General features: G+C 73.4%; 20 protein-coding genes. 10 read left to right on the plus strand and 10 right to left on the minus strand.

Translation table 11 applies throughout. The features are described from left to right. Positions 1-8 precede the first annotated feature (8 nt). A complete protein-coding gene (gene mshA / locus IEX42_RS13735; RefSeq protein WP_188780283.1) occupies positions 9-1,298 on the plus strand; it encodes a D-inositol-3-phosphate glycosyltransferase in 1,290 nt (429 codons plus the stop codon). A 10-nt stretch (positions 1,299-1,308) separates the two neighbouring features. Then, complete coding sequence (locus tag IEX42_RS13740; protein WP_229660861.1) at positions 1,309-1,830, plus strand: type III secretion system chaperone family protein; 522 nt, start codon at positions 1,309-1,311, stop codon at positions 1,828-1,830. 162 nt (positions 1,831-1,992) lie between these two features. Here IEX42_RS13740 and IEX42_RS13745 read toward each other — a convergent pair whose 3' ends face one another. Both IEX42_RS13745 and IEX42_RS13750 read right to left on the minus strand, forming a co-directional pair. Next, positions 1,993-2,670 carry a response regulator gene (locus IEX42_RS13745; protein ID WP_188780284.1) on the minus strand — a complete coding sequence of 226 codons (678 nt, stop codon included), beginning with the start codon at positions 2,668-2,670 and terminating at the stop codon, positions 1,993-1,995. Next, positions 2,667-3,941, minus strand: coding sequence for a sensor histidine kinase (locus IEX42_RS13750; RefSeq protein WP_188780285.1), 1,275 nt, complete (start codon positions 3,939-3,941; stop codon positions 2,667-2,669). The genes IEX42_RS13745 and IEX42_RS13750 overlap by 4 nt, the downstream gene beginning before the upstream one ends. 104 nt (positions 3,942-4,045) lie before the next feature. On the opposite strand from IEX42_RS13750, the gene phoU reads away from it, so the two are divergent. After that, the gene (gene phoU, locus IEX42_RS13755; protein ID WP_188780286.1) at positions 4,046-4,696 is read left to right on the plus strand and encodes a phosphate signaling complex protein PhoU; all 651 of its coding nucleotides are present in this window, start codon (positions 4,046-4,048) and stop codon (positions 4,694-4,696) included. A gap of 280 nt (positions 4,697-4,976) precedes the next feature. Here phoU and IEX42_RS13760 read toward each other — a convergent pair whose 3' ends face one another. The 3 genes from IEX42_RS13760 to IEX42_RS13770 form a co-directional block, all read right to left on the minus strand. Continuing rightward, entirely contained in the window at positions 4,977-5,720 is a 744-nt protein-coding gene (locus IEX42_RS13760; RefSeq protein WP_188780287.1) for a phosphoglyceromutase, read from the minus strand. Continuing rightward, positions 5,717-6,343, minus strand: coding sequence for a hypothetical protein (locus IEX42_RS13765; RefSeq protein WP_188780288.1), 627 nt, complete (start codon positions 6,341-6,343; stop codon positions 5,717-5,719). Before IEX42_RS13765 ends, IEX42_RS13760 begins: the two co-directional genes overlap by 4 nt. A gap of 88 nt (positions 6,344-6,431) precedes the next feature. After that, positions 6,432-7,538 carry a UbiA family prenyltransferase gene (locus tag IEX42_RS13770; RefSeq protein ID WP_188780289.1) on the minus strand — a complete coding sequence of 369 codons (1,107 nt, stop codon included), beginning with the start codon at positions 7,536-7,538 and terminating at the stop codon, positions 6,432-6,434. Positions 7,539-7,739: 201 nt separating this feature from the next. Here IEX42_RS13770 and IEX42_RS13775 point away from each other — a divergent pair, with 201 nt between their 5' ends. Both IEX42_RS13775 and IEX42_RS13780 read left to right on the plus strand, forming a co-directional pair. Continuing rightward, positions 7,740-8,225 (plus strand): CarD family transcriptional regulator, encoded by a 486-nt coding sequence (locus tag IEX42_RS13775; protein WP_188780290.1) that lies wholly within the window; start codon positions 7,740-7,742, stop codon positions 8,223-8,225. A gap of 71 nt (positions 8,226-8,296) precedes the next feature. Further along, positions 8,297-8,893: a 2-C-methyl-D-erythritol 4-phosphate cytidylyltransferase gene (locus IEX42_RS13780; protein WP_229660862.1), complete on the plus strand. Its 597-nt coding sequence runs from the start codon at positions 8,297-8,299 to the stop codon at positions 8,891-8,893. Here the strand turns inward: IEX42_RS13780 and IEX42_RS13785 are convergent. Then, entirely contained in the window at positions 8,871-9,587 is a 717-nt protein-coding gene (locus tag IEX42_RS13785) for an IspD/TarI family cytidylyltransferase (protein WP_188780291.1), read from the minus strand. The genes IEX42_RS13780 and IEX42_RS13785 overlap by 23 nt on opposite strands. A 10-nt stretch (positions 9,588-9,597) precedes the next feature. After that, on the minus strand, positions 9,598-10,038 hold the full coding sequence (locus tag IEX42_RS13790) for a VOC family protein (RefSeq protein ID WP_188780292.1): 441 nt from the start codon (positions 10,036-10,038) through the stop codon (positions 9,598-9,600). A gap of 103 nt (positions 10,039-10,141) precedes the next feature. Here IEX42_RS13790 and IEX42_RS13795 point away from each other — a divergent pair, with 103 nt between their 5' ends. Then, complete coding sequence (locus IEX42_RS13795; protein WP_188780293.1) at positions 10,142-11,101, plus strand: helix-turn-helix transcriptional regulator; 960 nt, start codon at positions 10,142-10,144, stop codon at positions 11,099-11,101. 85 nt (positions 11,102-11,186) lie between these two features. Further along, a complete protein-coding gene (gene nirD, locus IEX42_RS13800; RefSeq protein WP_188780294.1) occupies positions 11,187-11,528 on the plus strand; it encodes a nitrite reductase small subunit NirD in 342 nt (113 codons plus the stop codon). An 18-nt stretch (positions 11,529-11,546) separates the two neighbouring features. Here nirD and IEX42_RS13805 read toward each other — a convergent pair whose 3' ends face one another. Together IEX42_RS13805 and ispF are read right to left on the minus strand one after the other, a co-directional pair. Beyond that, positions 11,547-12,434 carry an alpha/beta fold hydrolase gene (locus IEX42_RS13805; RefSeq protein WP_188780295.1) on the minus strand — a complete coding sequence of 296 codons (888 nt, stop codon included), beginning with the start codon at positions 12,432-12,434 and terminating at the stop codon, positions 11,547-11,549. 91 nt (positions 12,435-12,525) lie between these two features. Next, on the minus strand, positions 12,526-12,999 hold the full coding sequence (ispF, locus tag IEX42_RS13810) for a 2-C-methyl-D-erythritol 2,4-cyclodiphosphate synthase (RefSeq protein WP_268236443.1): 474 nt from the start codon (positions 12,997-12,999) through the stop codon (positions 12,526-12,528). 55 nt (positions 13,000-13,054) lie between these two features. On the opposite strand from ispF, the gene IEX42_RS13815 reads away from it, so the two are divergent. Next, positions 13,055-14,635: a molybdopterin-dependent oxidoreductase gene (locus IEX42_RS13815; protein WP_229660863.1), complete on the plus strand. Its 1,581-nt coding sequence runs from the start codon at positions 13,055-13,057 to the stop codon at positions 14,633-14,635. Between the two features lie 19 nt (positions 14,636-14,654). Here the strand turns inward: IEX42_RS13815 and IEX42_RS13820 are convergent, their stop codons facing one another. Continuing rightward, positions 14,655-15,893, minus strand: coding sequence for a C39 family peptidase (locus IEX42_RS13820; protein WP_188780296.1), 1,239 nt, complete (start codon positions 15,891-15,893; stop codon positions 14,655-14,657). A gap of 84 nt (positions 15,894-15,977) precedes the next feature. Between IEX42_RS13820 and cysS the strand changes: the two genes are divergently transcribed. Beyond that, the gene (cysS, locus tag IEX42_RS13825) at positions 15,978-17,420 is read left to right on the plus strand and encodes a cysteine--tRNA ligase (RefSeq protein ID WP_188780297.1); all 1,443 of its coding nucleotides are present in this window, start codon (positions 15,978-15,980) and stop codon (positions 17,418-17,420) included. Between the two features lie 3 nt (positions 17,421-17,423). Then, entirely contained in the window at positions 17,424-18,404 is a 981-nt protein-coding gene (gene rlmB / locus IEX42_RS13830) for a 23S rRNA (guanosine(2251)-2'-O)-methyltransferase RlmB (protein ID WP_188780298.1), read from the plus strand. The last annotated feature ends 63 nt before the right edge of the window (positions 18,405-18,467 follow it).

The raw sequence follows: 18,467 nt of genomic DNA on the forward strand, positions 1-18,467 counted from the left end.
GCCGGCGGATGAGTGTCGTGCACGGCGTGGAACGCCCTCTGCGCCGCGTGGCCATGGTCAGCGTGCACACCTCGCCGCTGGACCGTCCCGGCACCGGCGACGCGGGCGGCATGAACGTGTACGTCGTCGAGCTCGCGCGTCGACTGGCCCGACGCGGCGTCGAGGTCGACGTCTTCACCCGGGCCACCTCCTCGGAGCTGGAGCCGCTGGTGCAGGCCGAGGACGGCGTACGCGTCCAGCACGTCACCGCCGGACCGTTCGAAGGGCTGGACAAGGCGGACCTGCCCGCCCAGCTGTGTGCGTTCTCCCGTGAGGTGCTGCGGACCGAGGCCAGCCACGAGCCCGGCTGGTACGACGCCGTCCACAGCCACTACTGGCTCTCCGGCCAGGTCGGGGCGCTCGCGCGCGATCGCTGGGGCGTCCCGCTCGTGCACTCGATGCACACGATGGCCAAGGTCAAGAACGCCGCGCTGGCCGACGGGGACCCGCCGGAGCCCGCGGTCCGGGTGATCGGCGAGGAGCAGGTCGTCGCCGCGGCCGACCTCCTGATCGCCAACACCGACGACGAGGCGCGCGAGCTGGTCGAGCACTACGGGGCCGAGCCGGACCGCATCGAGGTCGTCGCACCCGGAGTCGACCTCGAGCTGTTCACGGCGACCGACCGCACCGCCGCGCGCGCCCGCCTCGGTATCGCGCCCGACAAGCACCTGCTCGTCTTCGTCGGCCGGATCCAGCCGCTCAAGGCTCCCGACATCCTGCTGCGCGCCGCGGCCGAGATGCTTCGGCGCGACCCCACGCTCGCGGGGCGGCTCGAGGTCGCCGTCGTGGGTGGTCCGTCCGGCAGCGGGCTGGAGCGGCCCACCGCCCTGGTCGACCTCGCGGCCGACCTCGGCCTGGGCGACGCGGTCCGGTTCGTCCCACCGGTCGAGCGGCGCGAGCTGGTCGACTGGTACGCCGCCGCCGACGCGGTCTGCGTGCCCTCGTACAACGAGTCGTTCGGCCTGGTCGCCGCCGAGGCGCAGGCGGTGGGGACCCCCGTGGTCGCGGCCGCGGTCGGCGGGCTCCCCACCGTCGTACGACATGAGGAGTCGGGGCTCCTGGTGCCTGGCCACGACCCGGTCGACTACGCCGCTGCCCTGGGCCGCATCGTCGCCGATCTTGCTTTGCGCGAGCGGCTGGCGGACGGGGCGGTACGCAGTGCTTCCCGGTTCAGCTGGGACCGTACGGCGGACCGCACGCTGGCGGCGTACCGGACCGCCGCGCTGCGCCGCCGTGAGGACCTGGTGCCTCGTGCCTGAGGATGGTGCGGTGAGCGAGCCACTGGAGCAGGACCTGCCGGCCGACGCCCTGGCTGCCGCGGAGGTGATCCGGGCGGCGCTGGACCAGGGCGGGATCGACTGGGAGGAGCCGAGCGGCGGGACGTTCGACGTCGTACTCCCCGGGGAGCGGAAGCTGAAGACCCCGGTCCGGCTCCAGGTCGGCAGCCACGCGCTCGCCGTGCACGCCTTCGTGTGCCGTCGTCCCGACGAGAACCACGAGGTGGTCTACCGCTGGCTGCTGGAGCGCAACCTGAAGATGTTCGCGATGGCCTTCGCCGTCGACCACCACGGCGACATCTTCCTCGACTCCCGCCTCCCGCTCGGCGTCGTCACCCCGGACGAGGTCGACCGGCTGCTCGGCTCGGTGCTGTCGTACGCCGACGAGTCGTTCAACACCATCCTCGAGCTCGGCTTCGCGTCCGCGATCCGCAAGGAGTGGGACTGGCGCCGTGCCAACGGCGAGTCCACCGCCAACCTCGAGGCCTTCCGCGGCTGGCTCGAGACCAGCTGACCCGGTCGACGGCAGCGCGCCTCACCTGCCCGTCGAGTACTCACTTCTCCTGGCTTGAATGGTGCCTTCCGCCGGTACGAGTGGTCGGTTCTGCAGGTGCCGATCGCACAACCCACCACTCGACCCGGTGGGAGGCACCACTCAGCGGTGCAGGTGCCGCGCTCAGAGTTCGAGCTTGTAGCCCAGCCCACGGACGGTGACGAGGTACTTCGGCTCGGCGGGGTCGGGCTCGAGCTTGGTACGCAGCCGCTTGACGTGGACGTCGAGGGTCTTGGTGTCCCCGACGTAGTCGGAGCCCCAGACCCGGTCGATGAGCTGCCCCCGGGTCAGGACCCGGCCCGGGTTCCGCAGGAACATCTCCAGGAGCTCGAACTCCTTGAGCGGCAGCCTGGTGTCGGTGCCGTTGACGGTCACCACGTGCCGCTCGACGTCCATCCGCACCGGGCCGGCCTCGAGCGCGCTCGGCTCCGGGTCCGGCTCGACGCCGCGCCGCAGGACCGCGCGGATCCGGGCGACCAGCTCGCGGGGGGAGTACGGCTTGGTGACGTAGTCGTCCGCGCCCAGCTCGAGCCCCACGACCTTGTCCACCTCGTCGTCCTTGGCCGACACCATGATCACCGGCACGTTCGAGGTCTGACGGATCTGCCGGCACACCTCGGTGCCGGGTATCCCGGGCAGCATCAGGTCGAGCAGCACCAGGTCGGCGCCGGCCCGGTCGAACTCCGCTACGGCGTCGGTGCCCGTGACCGCGATCGCGACCTCGAACCCCTCCTTGCGCAGCATATAGGAGAGGGCGTCGGAGTAGCTCTCCTCGTCCTCCACCACCAGGACTCGCGTCACCGGCGTTCCTCCTGTCTCGGGCGGCCGGCCACCGTGGCCGGCCGTCGTTCTTCGGTCTCGGGCAGACCCTCCACGGGCCCGTCCTCGAGGTCCTCGTCGAGGTCGATGTCGTCGTACGACGTGCGCCGTGCGGCCGCCTGCTTGCGCGGCAGCGTGAGGGTGAACGTCGAGCCGGCCCCCTCGACCGACCACACCTTCACCTCGCCGCCGTGCGAGGCGACGACGTGCTTGACGATCGAGAGCCCCAGACCCGTGCCGCCGGTGGACCGGTGGCGCGCGGGGTCGACGCGGTAGAACCGCTCGAAGATCCGGTCGATCTCGGGCGCCGGGATGCCGATGCCCTGGTCGGTGACCGCGATGTCGACGTCGCCGGACCGTGCGGTCACGTGGATGACCACCCGCGAGCTGTCGGGGGAGTAGCCGATCGCGTTGGCGACGAGGTTCCCGAGCGCGAGGGCGACCTGCTCGGTGTTGCCGAGCAGCGCGACGTCGGCGTCGCCGTCGCGGACCACGGCGATCTGCTTGTCGGCGGCGTCGGTGGCGTTCTCGTCGATCACCCGGTCGATCACCGCGTCGAGGTCGACGCTGGACAACGCCTCGATGGGGTCGTCGTCCTGCAGCCGGGACAGCTCGATGATCTGCTGCACCAGGCGCCCCAGCCGCTGGCTCTCCACACCCATCCGCGAGGCGAACCGCTGCACGGCCTCGGGGTCGTCGGCGGCCTCCTCGACGGCCTCGCTGAGCAGCCGGATGGCTCCGACCGGAGTCTTCAGCTCGTGGCTGACGTTGGCCACGAAGTCACGCCGGATCGCCTCGACCCGCCGCTCGCGGGTGCGGTCCTCGAGCAGCACCAGGACCAGACGTACCCCGAGTGGGGCGATCCGGACCGCCAGCGTCCGGGCCGGCCCCTCGCCGGGTCGAGGGTGCTGCAGCTCCAGCTCACGGATCTGCCCGTCGCGACGGACGGCGCGGACCTCCTCGCGCAACCTCTCGTCGGCGATCTGGTCGCCCTCGAGCACACCCATCGCGTACGTCGGCGCGGTCGCCTTCCGCACCCGGTCGTCGCTGTCGACGACCAGAGCGCTGCTGCGCAGGACGGAGAGCACCCCGGTCACCCCCTCGGGGAGCGTGGGAGGGGGCGCGGCCCGAGCCCGCGCCTGCTGGATCTCACTGATCCGCCACGCGAGCACTGCCGACCCGCCCAGCACCACGCCGAGCAGGACGAGCAGGAAGGAGTGCAGACCGTCGCCCACACGGGCGATGGTACGCATCCGTACAGGTGCTCCTCGCCCGCGACGCTGTTGGTGGCACCGAGTTCACCGCGCGTTCACCGAACGTCGTCCGGGCGTCACCTCCACGCGCCTACGCTGCCCGCATGCGCGACGCCTACGCCGATCAGCTCGACTCGATCCGCACCGATCTGGTCTCCATGTCCCGGCTGGTCCTCGATGCGGTGTCCCGCTCGACCCACGCCCTGCTCGAAGGTGACGCGGCCACGGCCGAGGCCGTCATCTCCGACGACACCAAGGTCGACCAGTTCCGCGAGGACATCGAGCAGAAGGCCTTCGAGATCCTCTCCCTACAGGCACCGGTCGCCGGCGACCTGCGGATGGTGATCGCCGCGATGCGGATGGTCAGCGAGCTCGAGCGGATGGGCGACCTGTCCGTGCACGTCGCGAAGATCGCCCGCCTCCGGGTCCCCGAGATCGCGGTGCCGACCCGCGTCGAGCCCACGATCTCGCGGATGGCGACGATCGCGGCCGTGATGGTGGGCCAGGTCGAGCGGATCATCGGTGACCGGGACGTCGAGGCCGCGAAGGCGCTCGAGGAGGCCGACGAGGAGATGGACAAGCTGCGCCGCACGAGCTTCCGCGAGCTCCTCGGCTCGGACTGGAAGGACGGCGTCGAGGCCGCCGTCGACGTCGCCCTTCTCGGCCGCTACTACGAGCGCATCGCCGACCACGCCGTGTCCATCGCCCGGCGCGTGGTCTTCCTCGTCACCGGCGACATGCCGGCCGCCGTCTGAGGCTCGCGAGGTCACGACTGCCCGGGACGTACGCCTGCCGCGTTCGGCTCGCGGGTGGGGTCGGTGTCGCACCAGTGCGTGCTGGGGGTTTCGACACGCTCGGTCCCGAGATCGACGGGGCGAGCGGGCCTTCGTCGAGCTGGCCGGGGTTTCGACACGCTCGGTTCCGACCTCGTTCCTCGGTCGGACTCGCTGCTCAACCACCCTCAGCGAGTCCGCTGGCGCGGCCTCGCTCGCTGCTCAACCACCACCAGCGAGTCCGCTGGCGCGGCCTCGCTCGCTACCGTCCCTGGTTGGCCACGGCGGCGGCGGCGTCGGCCGCGGCCTCGGGGTCCAGGTAGCGGCCGCCCGGCGTCGTGGGCCGCATCTGGTCGTCCAGCTCGTAGACCAGCGGCATGCCGGTGGGGATGTTCAGCCCGGCGATGTCCTCGTCGCTGATCCCGTCGAGGTGCTTCACGATCGCACGCAGGCTGTTGCCGTGCGCGGCGATCAGGACGACGTTGCCCGCCTGCAGGTCCGGCACCACGGCCGACTCCCAGTACGGCAGCATCCGCGCGATGACGTCCTTCAGGCACTCGGTGGCCGGCATCTCCGCGCCGAGGTCGGCGTAGCGCGGGTCCCCGGCCTGGGAGTACTGGTCGTCGGGGTCGATCGGCGGGGGCGGCACGTCGAAGGAGCGGCGCCAGAGCATGAACTGCTCCTCGCCGTACTCGTCCTTCGTCTGCTTCTTGTCCTTGCCCTGCAGCGCGCCGTAGTGCCGCTCGTTGAGCCGCCAGGAGCGGCGCACCGGGATCCAGTGCCGGTCGGCCTCGTCCAGCGCGAGGTGGCAGGTCGTGATCGCGCGCCGCAGCAGCGAGGTGTGCACGACGTCGGGCAGGATCCCGGCCTCGACGAGCTGTCGGCCACCGCGGGTCGCCTCGCTGCGGCCCTGGTCGGTCAGCGCGACGTCCACCCAGCCGGTGAACAGGTTCTTCGCGTTCCACTCGCTCTCGCCGTGGCGGAGCAGGACGAGGGTGTGCGTCACTGGCCGCCCACCTCCGCGGAGGTCCCGTCGCTGTTGACCGGGTCCTCGTCGGTGGCGGCATCGCCGCCGAAGGCGCCCTGGGAACCGGTCGCGGCGACCTCGTCGCCCGCCGAGGACCCGGTACCGCTCTCGGACTGGCCGGGCGCGAGGCCGGCGTACGGGCCGTCCGCGGCGACGACGGGGACGTTGAGGGTCACCGCGTCGCTGCCGGAGAAGGAGAAGCGCATCCGCACGTAGTAGCCGGCGTCGACGTCGGCGTTGCTCACGACGATCGGCTGCTCGTCGGAGTCGGCGAGGTTGGTGAACCCGGCGTTGTACGACGGGATCGCGATGCTGCTCGGACCGGTGATCGACACGTTGCGCCCCGTGATCCCGGTGAGGCTGGCGGGCCGGCCGCCGCGGTTGACGAAGGTCGCGATCAGCCGACCGCTGCCCTTGGCGTCCGACACGACGACGGCGCCCAGCACGTCCACCTGGCCGACGCGCTCGTTGGAGCCCTGGGCCGGCTGGTACGCCGCGTCGGTCTGCACGTCGAAGCCGCACCCGGCGGCGACCGGGGCCAGCAGCACCAGGGCGGCCGTGGCCACCCGGCGACGGAGGGGGAACCGGAGGTGGTGGGGCACGGCGGGTTCTCCTCGGGGAGTGTCGGCGTCTGGCGCCAGGAGGCGCGGGTCCAGCGTAGGCCACCCGGCCGCGGTCGGGCCGGTGTGGTCAGCGGGTCAGGCCGGCCGAGATCGTGCCCGCCACCAGACCGAGGGTGACCGCACCGGTGAAGACGATGCTGACCAGCAGCAGCGCCGTCGCGCCGGTGCGTAGCGCGATCCGCAGCGGCAGGTGCCGGAAGCCGGAGCGCCGGTCGGCCACGAGGTCCGGCAGCGCCAGGAGGAAGTGCACGGCCACCCCGAGCAGGGCCGCGAGCACCGTGACCGACAGCGTCGGCGGACCGCCCTGGACGGAGATGCCCCAGCCGCCGTACGAGAGGTACGCCGGCACCAGCGCGAAGCTGACCGCCCACGGCAGCCAGGACAACCACGTACGCCGGAACCACAGGTTCGACAGCAGCCCCGAGACGAGGATGCCGGCGAGCGCGGCGGCCGCGAGGACGCCGTTCTGCAGCGAGAGCGGCACCAGGAGCAGCGTCAGGCAGGCCGCGACGAAGCTGGCGTTGCCCGCGGGCAGCCGCCCGGCCGCGACCGGCTTGCGGCGGATGCCGTTGGCGTGGTCGCGGTCCTGGTCGCGGACGTCGTTGACCAGCCCGAGGACGGCGGACGTCACCAGCACGCCCGCACCGGCGACGACCGCCTCGCGCAGCGGCCGCTCGGAGACGTACGCGAGGACCCCCACGATCAGGCCGCCGACCACCGCGACGCGGGGGTGCAGCGCCCGGACGATGCCGGCCACCTGGGTCAGGACCTCGCGGACGCTGCCCCCGACGGTGGTCGGCTCGGCAGCGACGCCCGCCTGCCCGCCGAGCACGCCCGGGTGGTGGCCGAGCGCGGCGAGCCGGGCTCGGCGCTGGTCGTCGGGAGTGACGCGGCGACGCTCCTGGCGCATCGCCACCGCCAGCTCCCGGCGCGCTCGACGGTCGGTGCTGCGCTGGGAACGCGCCGCCGAGGCGGGCGGCTCCTCCGTTGCGGTCTCCGCGGGCGCCTCGTCGAGCCGCTCCGCGGGCCGGTCGGCGTCGGTCGCGGACACCTCGGCCCTCCTCCGGCCGAACCGGCGCTTGCGCGGCGCCTTCTCGTCGGGGGCGGGCGGGGGAGTGCTGGATGGGCTCCCCCCGGCATCGACGCCGGGGCGAGCGTCGGGCTCCTCTGTCATGTCCCGCAGTATCGACCCTGACCCGCCGCCGGACGACCCGATCGACACGCCGGGCGCGGGGGAGGCGGACGTACGAGCCCGCGAGATGCACACCCGGCGAGGATCTGTCAACCCTCTGCACCCGGTCTGACCTGCGCAAACGCCGCGGGACGACCTCGGGAGCCGTGTTAAGATGGTCACCTCGAAAGGGGTCAACTACACATGACATTCACCGTAGGCGAGACGGTCGTCTATCCCAATCACGGCGCCGCTGTCATCGAGAACATCGAGATGCGAAAGATCAAGGGGGAGGACACCCAGTACCTCGTCCTACGGATCGTGGCCCAGCAGGACCTGGTCGTCCGGGTCCCCGCGTGCAACCTCGACCTGGTCGGCGTCCGCGACGTCGTCGACAAGGAGGGCCTGGACCGCGTCTTCGACGTGCTCCGGCTCGCGCAGGTGGAGGAGCCGACCAACTGGTCGCGCCGCTACAAGGCGAACCTCGAGAAGCTGCACTCCGGAGACGTGATGAAGGTGGCCGAGGTCGTCCGCGACCTGTGGCGCCGTGAGCGCGACCGCGGGCTGTCCGCCGGTGAGAAGCGGATGCTGGCCAAGGCGCGCCAGATCCTCGTCTCCGAGCTGGCCCTGGCCGAGAAGACCAACGAGGACAAGGCCGAGACGATGCTCGACGAGGTCCTCGCCTCCTGAGCACGTCTTGAGCACGAGCACGGGCCCCGACCGTCACGGTCGGGGCCCGTGCTGCGTCCTAGGCTGGCCCGGTGACCGACGGGACCTGGTTGTACGACGAGACCCCCCGGCCGGCCGGGGTCGTACCGGACACCGGGCGCGGGTCGCTGCCCTTCGCGCTCCTCCACGGGGAGTCCCTGGTGGCGTGCGCCGCCTGGGCGATGGGTGAGGCCGAGGTGGAGCTCGTGGACCTCACCGTGCCGTGGGAGGACGTACGACACTCCGGTCGCCCGCTGGTCGTCCACGACCCCCTGTGCCCGCTGACCCCGCCCGCGTTCCTCGCCGAGGCGGCCGCGCTGGCCGCCGCGTCGGGCCGCGTCGTGGTGGCCTACCGGCCCGTGACCGACACCGTCAAGGAGACCGACGGCGACCGCGTGGTCGGCACCCGCGACCGCGAGGGCCTGCGGCAGGTGGTCTCGCCGCTGGTGCTCCCGGCCGACGTGCTCGCTCAGCTCGCGGCGCCGGCACCCGGCCGGCCCCTGGACCTCGACGACCTGGCCGCCTCCGCGCTCGCGCTCGGGGCGTCGTACGACGTGGAGTGGCTCGAGGCCCCGACGACCGCGGCCCGGGTCGCCCGGGTCGAGGACGTCGAGCTGCTGGAGAGCCTCAGCGGCGCACCCGGTCGCTGAGCAGCCGGTCGGCGACCGCGAGGTCCTCGGGCCAGGTGACCTTGAGGTTCGTCGGCTCGCCCGGGACGGTGACGACGGTCAGCCCGGAGTAGGAGGCCACCACCGAGGCGGTGTCGGTGCCGACGAACCCGCCCGCGGCGGCGGCGTCGTACGCCTGCAGCAGCTCGCGCGCCAGGAACGCCTGAGGGGTCTGCACGCCGACCAGCGCCGGCAGGGTGGTGGTGCCGTCGGCCGGAACCAGCCCGGGGAGGTCGAGTGCGGGCAGCGCCCCGCCGTGCTCCGCCGCCGCCGCGAGCACGTGCTCCCACAGTGCCGGCGTCGCGAGCGGGCGGGCGGTGTCGTGGATCGCGACCAGCTCGACCTCGCCGGTCCCCACGTCGGCGCGCAGCACGTCGAGTGCGGCCTTCTCTGAGTGCTGGCGCTCCGCGCCGCCGTCGACCAGCCAGACGTCCTGGTCGCCGAGGTGCGGGCCGAGCGCCTCGGCCACGTCCGCACGCTCCTCCGCCCGGCAGACGACCACCAGGCGGTGCACCGAGGCGAGGTCGAGGACGGTGCGTACCGACCAGGCCAGCGCCGGCCAGCCACCGAGGGGGAGCAGCGCCTTGTTCGTCCCGGAGCCGGTACGACGCCCGGACCCGCCGGCGAGCAGGACCGCGGCGGCACGCCGGGTGCCGCCGCGGGCTGCCGAGGTCATGGCGGCGAACCTACCCGGGCTGCTCGGTCTGCAGGTCGACGACCCAGACCACGCCGAACCGGTCGGTGAGCATGCCGTAGAGCGGGGAGAACATCGCCGGGCCGAGCGGCGTGCGCACCTCGGCGCCGTCGCTGAGCCCGTCCCACAGCGCGCGCAGCTCCTGCTCGGAGGTGGCGTGCACCGAGATGAAGAAGGAGTTCTCGCCGCGCTCGAAGGGGCGGGCGGCCGGCACGTCGAACGCCATGATCCGGAAGCCGCTCTCGGTCGCGACCTGGCCGAAGATCAGCTGGTTCAGCTCGTCCTCGGCGACGTCGCCCGCCAGGGCCGCGCCGGCGGCCGCGTCGGCGTACGTCACGAGCAGCAGGTCGCCGCCGACGACCTGCTGGTACCAGGTCAGCGCCTCGCGCGCCTGGCCGCGGAAGTTCAGGTGGGTGGTGGGGATCAGGGCCATGGGTCCTCCTCGGTCCGTGCGGTCGACCGACCTGGTCGACACGCACCACTGTGGCTGATGAAAAGGCCAGATTCTGTCCGCTACTCGGAGGACACTCGACCCTATGACCGGACCCACCGGACGCCTGCTGACGCTGCTGTCCCTCCTCCAGGCCAGACGGGACTGGCCCGGCCGTGCGCTGGCCGAGCGGCTGGGCACCAGCGAGCGCACCGTGCGGCGCGACATGGAGCGGCTGCGCGACCTGGGCTACCCGGTGCGAGCGACCAAGGGCCCCGACGGGGGCTACCGGCTCGGTGCCGGGTCCTCGCTGCCGCCGCTGCTGCTGGACGACGAGCAGGCCGTCGCCGTCGCCGTGGCCCTGAGGGTCGCGGCCGGCGCGGGCGCCGGCGTCGAGGAGGCGGCGCTGCGTGCGCTGACCACGCTCGGCCAGGTGCTGCCCGCTCGCCTCAGGCACCGGGTGGAGACACTCGAGGTCGACGTGGTCGGTCGCCCGGGTCGGGCCGGTGTCGACCCCGAGGTCCTGGTCTCGCTCTCCGCCGCGGTGCGCGCCCACGAGGTGGTGCGCTTCGACTACGCGACGCCGGCGGGACCCGAGGACGCCTCACCGCGGCGCGCGGAGCCGCACCACGTGGTCAGTCGGGCGGGACGGTGGTACCTCGTCGCGTGGGACCTCGACCGCGCCGCCTGGCGGACCTTCCGGGTCGACCGGATGGCGCTGCGCACCCCGAACGGACCGAGGTTCGTCCCGCGGCGGCTGCCCGGCGACGACGTCGAGACCTTCGTGAACGCCCACTTCAAGGGCAGCTCGGGGGTGGACCGGTGGCCGTGCTCGGGTGAGGTGCTGCTGTCCTGCCCGGCCGCGGAGGTCGCGCCGTACCTCCTCGAGGGCGAGGTGGAGGCGTGGGGGCCCGACCGGTGCCGGGTACGCCTCGGTGCCTGGTCGTGGCGGGGCCTGGCCGCCACGCTGGGCCGTTTCGACGCCGACGTCGAGGTGGTCGGTCCGCCCGCGCTGCGCGAGGCCTTCGCCGCGCTGGCCCGGCGGTACGCCGCCGCCGGCACCTGAGGTCGGCCTCGGTCCGAACCTGTTTCCTGGCCGAAACACGACCGGCACGCGTGGAACACACAGCGCTCCTAGTTTCGCGAGCGTCATGAGCGATCCGACCTGGGTGGCGGTGTGCCGCTACGAGGACCTCGACGCCGAGCACGGCGTGGCCGTGCTGGTGCACGGGCGCGGCGTCGCCGTGTTCCGCTCCGCCGAGGGCCGTGTGCTGGCGGTGGCCAACCGCGACCCGTTCAGCCGCGCCAGTGCGCTGTCGCGCGGTCTGGTCGGGACGTCGGGCGGCGTCACGTACGTCTCCTGCCCGACGCACCTGCAGACCTTCGACCTCGACACGGGGGTCTGCCTCGAGGACCCGCAGGTGCGGATCTCGACGTACGACGTCCGGGTGCGCAACGCGATGGTGGAGGTCGGCGCACGCCGCAGGGGCTGAGCCGGGCGTCGCGCCGACTCAGCCCGCCAGGGGACGGACCAGCCCGAGCAGGGCGTCGGAGACCATCGCGTCGCGCTCCAGCGGCAGCATGTGCCCGGCGTCGGGGGCGACGTAGAGCGAGGCCGAGTCGACGTGGTCGACGATGTGGCGGGCCATGCGTACCGGGGTGAGCCGGTCCGCCGCGCCGACCAGCACGGTGGTCGGGATCCCGCTCAGGTGCTTGAGGGCGTCGGTGCGCTCGTGGTGGAGCACGATGTCCTCGTAGAAGCCGGCCACGCTGTCGCCGGGGGAGTTGACCAGCCCGTCGACGGCGAGGGCGACGTCGCGCACCCGCTGGGGCTGGCCGAAGACCAGCCGCGACATGATCTGCCGCTCGATGATCGGCGTGCGACGTCGTACCCGCTTGGAGAGCGTCTTGGCCCGCAGCGCCAGCAGTCGCGGGATCTGGTTGCGGACGTTGTCCCCGATCTCGGGCAGCCCGAGGTCCACGCTGCCCATGTCGCCGGCCGAGGTCGAGGTGAGCAGGACGCCCTGCACCCGCTCGGAGAACAGGTCGGGGCGCTGCTCGGCCAGCGCCATGATCGTCATCCCGCCGATCGAGTGACCGGCCAGCACCAGCGGGCCGGTCGGGGCGAAGGTGTCGATGATGTCGGCCATGTCCCGCGCGAGGTTGCCGACGGTGCAGTCGCGTCGGGGGACGGCCTGCGAGGCGCCGTGCCCGCGGTGGTCCCAGGCGATCGTGCGTACCCGACCAGGGAGCACCTGGGCGAGGTCACGCAGCTGGTAGCGCCAGTCCTCGGCGTCGGAAGTCCAGCAGTGGGCGAGCAGCACGGTCACCGCGGCGTCCTCGGGGCCGTTGGCGTAGACCGCGACGTCGAGGTCGTCATGGGTGCGCAGGGTCTCCATGACCGGCCATTGTGGCCCCGGCGCTCCGCCGGCGTCTCGGGTCGTGCGTGTGAGATCGGTTTGCGTGGCCGTCGCGGCGTCGACTGGTGGCTCAGCGAGCGGTGACGAGGGCGGTCGCGATCGCGGCGACGCCCTCGCCGCGGCCGGTGAGGCCGAGACCGTCGGTGGTGGTGGCGGTGACGCTCACCGGGGCGCCGGCCGCGTCCGAGAGCGCGCGTACGGCCTCGTCGCGGCGCGGGCCCAGCCGGGGCACGGTGCCGATCACCTGGACCGCGACGTTGCCGATCTCGAAGCCGGCCGCACGGACCCGCGACGCGGTCTCGGCGAGCATCATGGTGCCGGCGGCGCCGGCCCACTCGGGGGCGTCGGTGCCGAAGGTGCTGCCCAGGTCGCCCAGGCCGGCTGCCGAGAGCAGCGCGTCGCAGGCCGCGTGCGCGGCGACGTCGGCGTCGGAGTGGCCCTCGAGCCCGCGGGGCTCCTCCGGCCAGTCCAGCCCGGCGAGCCGCATCGGGCGGCCCTCGACCAGCCGGTGGACGTCGGTGCCGATCCCCACGCGTGTGCTCACGAGGGCGATTGTGTCCTCTCTTGGGGCGCGTGTGCCCGCTCGGCACACTGGAGGGGTGAGCACGTCCCGGCGCGAGCGCCTGCCCCTGGCCGCCGCCGGTGTCGTCACCGGTCTCGCCGGCCTGGCGGCGAGCCTGCTCGCCGCCGCGCTGCTGCACCTGCCCGGCAACCCGGTCACCGCGGTCGCCTCCGTGGTGCGCGACCTCACCCCCGGCCCGGTCGCCGAGGCCCTGATCGGGCTCGTCGGTCACGCCGACAAGCCGCTGCTGATCGCCGGTACGACGCTGGTGGTGCTGCTCGTCGCGGGGGCGGCCGGCGTGCTGCAGGCCCGGTCGGCACCCCTGGCGTACGCCCTGCTCGGGGCGCTCGGTGTCATCGGCTTCATCGCCACCTCGTCCGCGCCGGGCACCGAGACCGGCGGCGGCACCGGCTCCGGCGGGAGCCCGGCAGCGGCGATCCCGGTCGTCATCGGCTTCGTCGTCTGGGCCCTGGTGCTGCCGATGCTGGTCGGCGTGGCTCAGCGCTACGTCGAGGTCCGTGCCGCGCCGTCGGCGTCACCGGCCGCCGTCGGCCACTCGCGACGGGTCTTCCTCGAGCGGTCCGCGATCGTCGTGGTGGGCGCCCTCGTCCTCGGCGGCGCCTCGCGGGCGCTGGCCTCGGGCCGCGACCGGGTCGAGGCGGCTCGGGAGGCCCTCCGGCTGCGCCTCGGCCGGGGTACGACTCCGTCGGGCGCCGACCTCGGGGTCGCCGGCCAAGCGTCCTGGCGTACCGCTGACAGCGACTTCTACCTCATCCACACCGCGCTCGCGGTCCCGCAGGTCGCGCCCGACGACTGGAGCCTGCGCATCCACGGGATGGTCGAGCGCGAGCTGACCATCTCCTTCGCCGAGCTCGCGCGGCGCGAGCGCACCGAGGACTGGATCACGCTGTGCTGCGTGTCCAACGAGGTCGGCGGGCCGCTGATCGGCAACGCGTACTGGTCCGGGGTGCCGATCCGCAGCCTGCTCGCGGAGGCGGGCGTGAAGGACGGCGCCGACGCGGTCAAGCAGACCTCCGAGGACGGCTGGACCTGCGGTACCCCGCTGGCGGCCCTCACCGACCCGGACCGCCAGGCGATGCTTGCGCTGGGGATGAACGGCGAGCCGCTGCCCATCGAGCACGGCTTCCCGGTCCGGATGGTCGTGCCGGGGCTGTACGGCTACGTCTCGGCCACCAAGTGGCTCGTCGACCTCGAGGTCACCCGGTTCGACGACTTCGCGGCCTACTGGACCGAGCGGGGCTGGGGCGAGAAGGGCCCGGTGAAGACCGAGTCGCGCATCGACGTACCGGTCGACGGCGAGGCGGTCGACGCCGGCCGGGTGGCCGTCGCCGGTGTCGCCTGGGCGCAGCACACCGGCATCGACAAGGTCGAGGTCCAGCTCGACGGCGGGTCCTGGCAGGACGCCCGGCTGGGCACCGTGCCGGGCGTCGACACCTGGGTGCAGTGGGTGCTGGACACCGAGCTCGACGCCGGCGAGCACACGGCGGTGGTCCGCGCGACGGACCGCTCGGGATACACGCAGACCGCCGCGCGCGCCGACGTGCTCCCCGACGGGGCCACGGGCTGGCACAGCCGCACGTTCACCGTCCAGGGCTGAGACCCGGCGCTCGTGGGGGTCACCAGCGCGGGGCGCTCCCGGCGGGCGGCAGCGGGTGGGCGGCGTCGCGGACGATGTACGCCGTCCCGTACGAGTGCCCCATCCAGGCCCGCTCCAGCTGGCCGCGGTCGTACGTCCGGCGCACCGAGCCGTTGCTCGGCCCCGCCGGGTCGTTGACGACCGGGTTGCCGGCGGCGGTGAAGCCGGAGACGACGACGAGGTGGCCGTTGCTGGCCGAGATCGGTGCGCCGGACAGCTCGCCCTTGCCGAACGACACCGAGATCGCCACCGGGATGCCGGCGTGCACCAGCTGCTCGACGTCGCGCAGGCTGGTCAGCCGGGTGACGAAGGCGTCGCCGGCGTACGTCGCGGCGACCGCGGTGTTGAAGGGCCAGTTGCCGGTGCCCTGGTAGGCGTAGTCGTATGTCATCCGGGCGACGCCGTCGACGTACCGGTCGGCGTCGCCGGCCGCCACCCAGGCGTACGACGAGGCCGGCGGCAGCCGCTTGTAGTAGCCGAGCAGCATCGCGACGCTGGTGGGGGAGCACCAGGCCTCGCCGCCGTTGCCGTACTGCGGGTACTCCCCGCGGTGCGTCATCTGGCTGTACGTCGGCACCGCCAGCGTGCGTGCGCCGTACAGCGGGGCCGAGGTGTGCCCGCTCCAGGGCGTCGGGGTCGAGGCGACGCCGCCGACCTTGACCACGCTGGGTCCGGGCTTGCCGGCCGGGCGGGTGAGCACGACCCGCATCCGCCAGGCGACGAACCGGGTGCCGGCGTGCGCCTTGAAGGTGTCGGTGGCGACGGAGGCGGTGTCGTCGGGCTGCGCGCTGGCGGAGGCCCGCCGGACGACGTCGTCCTGCTCGGCCCAGGTCGCGGTGTCGTCGACGGAGGTGTACGTGCCGGCCGTCGTCTTCGCCTGCAGGCCGATGCGGACGAAGCTGCCCGGCGCGGTGGTCGCCTTCCAGGAGGCGATCAGCTCGGTGAACGAGGTGCCGGGGGTGACCCAGCCGGAGTACCAGCTCGCGTTCTCCAGCGTCCCTCGCCCGGAGGCGGTGGTGCTGGTGGCGTGGTCGAGCACCAGCCGCCCGGAGCGGTAGGCGGTGCCGTTGTGCGTGCCACCGGCGAACCCGGCGCCGACGACCGAGGCGTAGCGGGGGCTTCCCGGGGCGGGCGCTGCCGCGGAGGCCGCGCCCGCGGGGACGGTGAGCGCCGCGGCGCCCAGGAGGAGGGAGGCGACGGCGGCGGGAAGCGGACGCATGCGCGAAGAGTAAGTCTCAAATGCCTCATCTGTCACTCACGTCACAGGTCGGGACACGGTCCGGAAGTCGTTAGGGTTGACCGCATGTCCTTGCGCCTGCACGACTCCGCCACCCGGGAGGTGCGCGACTTCGAGCCGCTCACCGAGGGACGGGTGGGCGTGTACGTCTGTGGGCTCACCGTCCAGGGGGAGCCGCACGTCGGGCATGTGCGCTCCGCGGTCGCCTTCGACGTGCTGCGCCGCTGGCTCCTGGCCAGCGGCTACGCGGTCGACTTCGTCCGCAACGTCACCGACATCGACGACAAGATCCTCGCCAAGGCCGCGGCGGCCGGGATGCACTGGTACGAGCTGGCGTACGCGATGACCCGCGTCCTCGACGGCGTGTACGACGACCTCAACGTGCTGCCGCCGACGTACGTCCCGCTGGCCACCGGCCACGTCCCCGAGATGGTCGAGCTGATCGGCGAGCTCGTCGAGAAGGGCCACGCCTACCCGGCGCCGGACGGCTCCGGCGACGTCTACTTCGACGTGCGGTCCTGGCCGGAGTACGGCGGCCTCACCGGCCAGCGCACCGAGGACATGGAGGCGGCGGCCGACGCGGACCCCCGAGGCAAGCGTGACCCGCGGGACTTCGCGCTGTGGAAGGGCCGCCAGCCCGGGTCCGGCGAGCCCGAGTCCGCCTCCTGGGCCTCGCCGTGGGGTCGTGGCCGGCCGGGCTGGCACATCGAGTGCTCCGCGATGGCGGGCAAGTACCTCGGTCCCGCCTTCGACATCCACGGCGGCGGCGTCGACCTGCGCTTCCCGCACCACGAGAACGAGCAGGCCCAGTCGCGGGCCGCGGGCCGGCCGTTCGCGTCGTACTGGCTGCACAACGCGTGGATCACCACGGCCGGCGAGAAGATGAGCAAGTCGCTGGGCAACTCGCTGCTGGTGCCGGAGGTGCTGCGCCGGGTGCGCGGCATCGAGCTGCGCTACTACATGGTCGGCGCGCACTACCGCTCCACCGTGGAGTTCTCCTTCGAGGCGCTGGACGAGGCCGCGGCCGGGTTCCGCCGCATCGAGGGCTTCCTCGCCCGGGCGGTCGACGTGGTCGGCGAGGTGCCGGCCCCTGGCGTCGCCTGCGCGGAGTTCGTCAACGCGATGGACGACGACCTGGGGACGCCGGCCGCGGTCGGTGCCGTCTTCGACGTGGTGCGCGAGGGCAACAAGCTCCTCGCGGGCGGCGACTCGCCCGCGCTGCGCGGTGTCGTGGCGTCGGTGCGGGCGATGCTCGACGTGCTCGGGGTCGACCCGTACGACCCCGCGTGGGGAGCCGCGCGCGGCGGCGACGACGCGCGCGCCGGCCGGCTCACCGAGGCGGTCGACGTGCTGGTGCGCGGGCTGCTCGAGCAGCGCGGCGAGGCGCGCACGGCCAAGGACTTCGGCACCGCCGACGCGATCCGCGACCGGATCGCGGCCGCGGGCGTCGAGGTCACCGACACCCCGAGCGGCCCCGCATGGTCGCTCGCCCGCCCGGACAAGGACTGAGACATGGCAGGCAACTCCTCGCGCCGCGGAGCGGTGAGCAAGGGCGGCAAGGGCAACCCGACCGCCGGGTCCGGCGGGCGCGTGCGCCGCGGGCTCGCGGGCAAGGGGCCGACGCCGAAGGCGGCCGACCGGCCGAACCACAAGGCGTACAAGGCGGCCCAGAAGAAGGGACCGGCGCCGCGGCAGAGCGGCCGCCGCCCGGTCGGCGGGAAGCGCGGCACCGACTCGGAGTGGGTGGCCGGGCGGAACTCCGTCGTCGAGGCGCTGCGCGCCGAGGCGCCGGTGACGACGCTGTACGTCGCCGAGGGAGCCGAGCGCGACGGGCGGCTCCGTGAGGCCTTCGAGATCGCCGCCGAGCGTGGGATCAGCCTGATGGAGGTGCCGCGCCACGAGATGGACAAGATGACCGCCGGCGCGGTGCACCAGGGGCTGGCCGCCCGGGTGCCGGCGTACGAGTACGCCCACCCCGACGACCTCCTCGACGCCGCCGCCGGCAGCGGTCACCCCCCGCTCCTCGTGGCGCTGGACTCGGTCACCGACCCCCGCAACCTCGGCGCGGTGGTCCGCAGCGCGGCCGGTTTCGGCGCCCACGGCGTGCTGATCCCCGAGCGCCGCTCGGCGAGCATGACGGCCAGCGCGTGGAAGACCTCCGCCGGCGCGGCCGCCCGGGTGCCGGTGGCGCAGGCGGTGAACCTGGTCCGCCAGCTCAAGGCGTACCAGCAGGCCGGCTGCATGGTGGTCGGCCTCGCCGCCGACGGCGAGGTGTCCCTGCCCGACCTCGTCGGTCGCGGCGAGGGCCAGCTCGACCTCGCCTCCGGCCCCCTGGTGGTCGTCGTCGGCTCCGAGGGCAAGGGCCTGTCCCGCCTGGTCTCCGAGACCTGCGACCACCTGGTCTCGATCCCGATGAGCAGCACCCTGGAGTCGCTCAACGCCTCCGTGGCCGCCTCGGTCACGCTCTACGCCGTCGCCGCCGAGCGCGCCTGACCTGCCCCGTCGAATCGTCAGTTCTGCAGGCTCGAGTGGTGCGTACTGCAGGCTCGAGTGGTG

The organism is Marmoricola endophyticus, from assembly GCF_014644415.1.
In the GTDB taxonomy this organism is placed as follows: Bacteria; Actinomycetota; Actinomycetes; order Propionibacteriales; family Nocardioidaceae; genus Marmoricola; species Marmoricola endophyticus.

Bases quoted from the DNA above. Each gene is read 5' to 3' on its own strand.
- IEX42_RS13795 (WP_188780293.1), top strand. From the start codon at position 10,142: ATGACCGGACCCACCGGACGCCTGCTGACGCTGCTGTCCCTCCTCCAG.
- IEX42_RS13805 (WP_188780295.1), bottom strand. From the start codon at position 12,434: ATGGAGACCCTGCGCACCCATGACGACCTCGACGTCGCGGTCTACGCC.
- rlmB (WP_188780298.1), top strand. From the start codon at position 17,424: ATGGCAGGCAACTCCTCGCGCCGCGGAGCGGTGAGCAAGGGCGGCAAG.
- IEX42_RS13785 (WP_188780291.1), bottom strand. From the start codon at position 9,587: ATGACCTCGGCAGCCCGCGGCGGCACCCGGCGTGCCGCCGCGGTCCTG.
- cysS (WP_188780297.1), top strand. From the start codon at position 15,978: ATGTCCTTGCGCCTGCACGACTCCGCCACCCGGGAGGTGCGCGACTTC.
- phoU (WP_188780286.1), top strand. From the start codon at position 4,046: ATGCGCGACGCCTACGCCGATCAGCTCGACTCGATCCGCACCGATCTG.
- IEX42_RS13750 (WP_188780285.1), bottom strand. From the start codon at position 3,941: ATGCGTACCATCGCCCGTGTGGGCGACGGTCTGCACTCCTTCCTGCTC.
- IEX42_RS13775 (WP_188780290.1), top strand. From the start codon at position 7,740: ATGACATTCACCGTAGGCGAGACGGTCGTCTATCCCAATCACGGCGCC.
- IEX42_RS13790 (WP_188780292.1), bottom strand. From the start codon at position 10,038: ATGGCCCTGATCCCCACCACCCACCTGAACTTCCGCGGCCAGGCGCGC.
- nirD (WP_188780294.1), top strand. From the start codon at position 11,187: ATGAGCGATCCGACCTGGGTGGCGGTGTGCCGCTACGAGGACCTCGAC.
- mshA (WP_188780283.1), top strand. From the start codon at position 9: ATGAGTGTCGTGCACGGCGTGGAACGCCCTCTGCGCCGCGTGGCCATG.
- IEX42_RS13770 (WP_188780289.1), bottom strand. From the start codon at position 7,538: ATGACAGAGGAGCCCGACGCTCGCCCCGGCGTCGATGCCGGGGGGAGC.
- IEX42_RS13820 (WP_188780296.1), bottom strand. From the start codon at position 15,893: ATGCGTCCGCTTCCCGCCGCCGTCGCCTCCCTCCTCCTGGGCGCCGCG.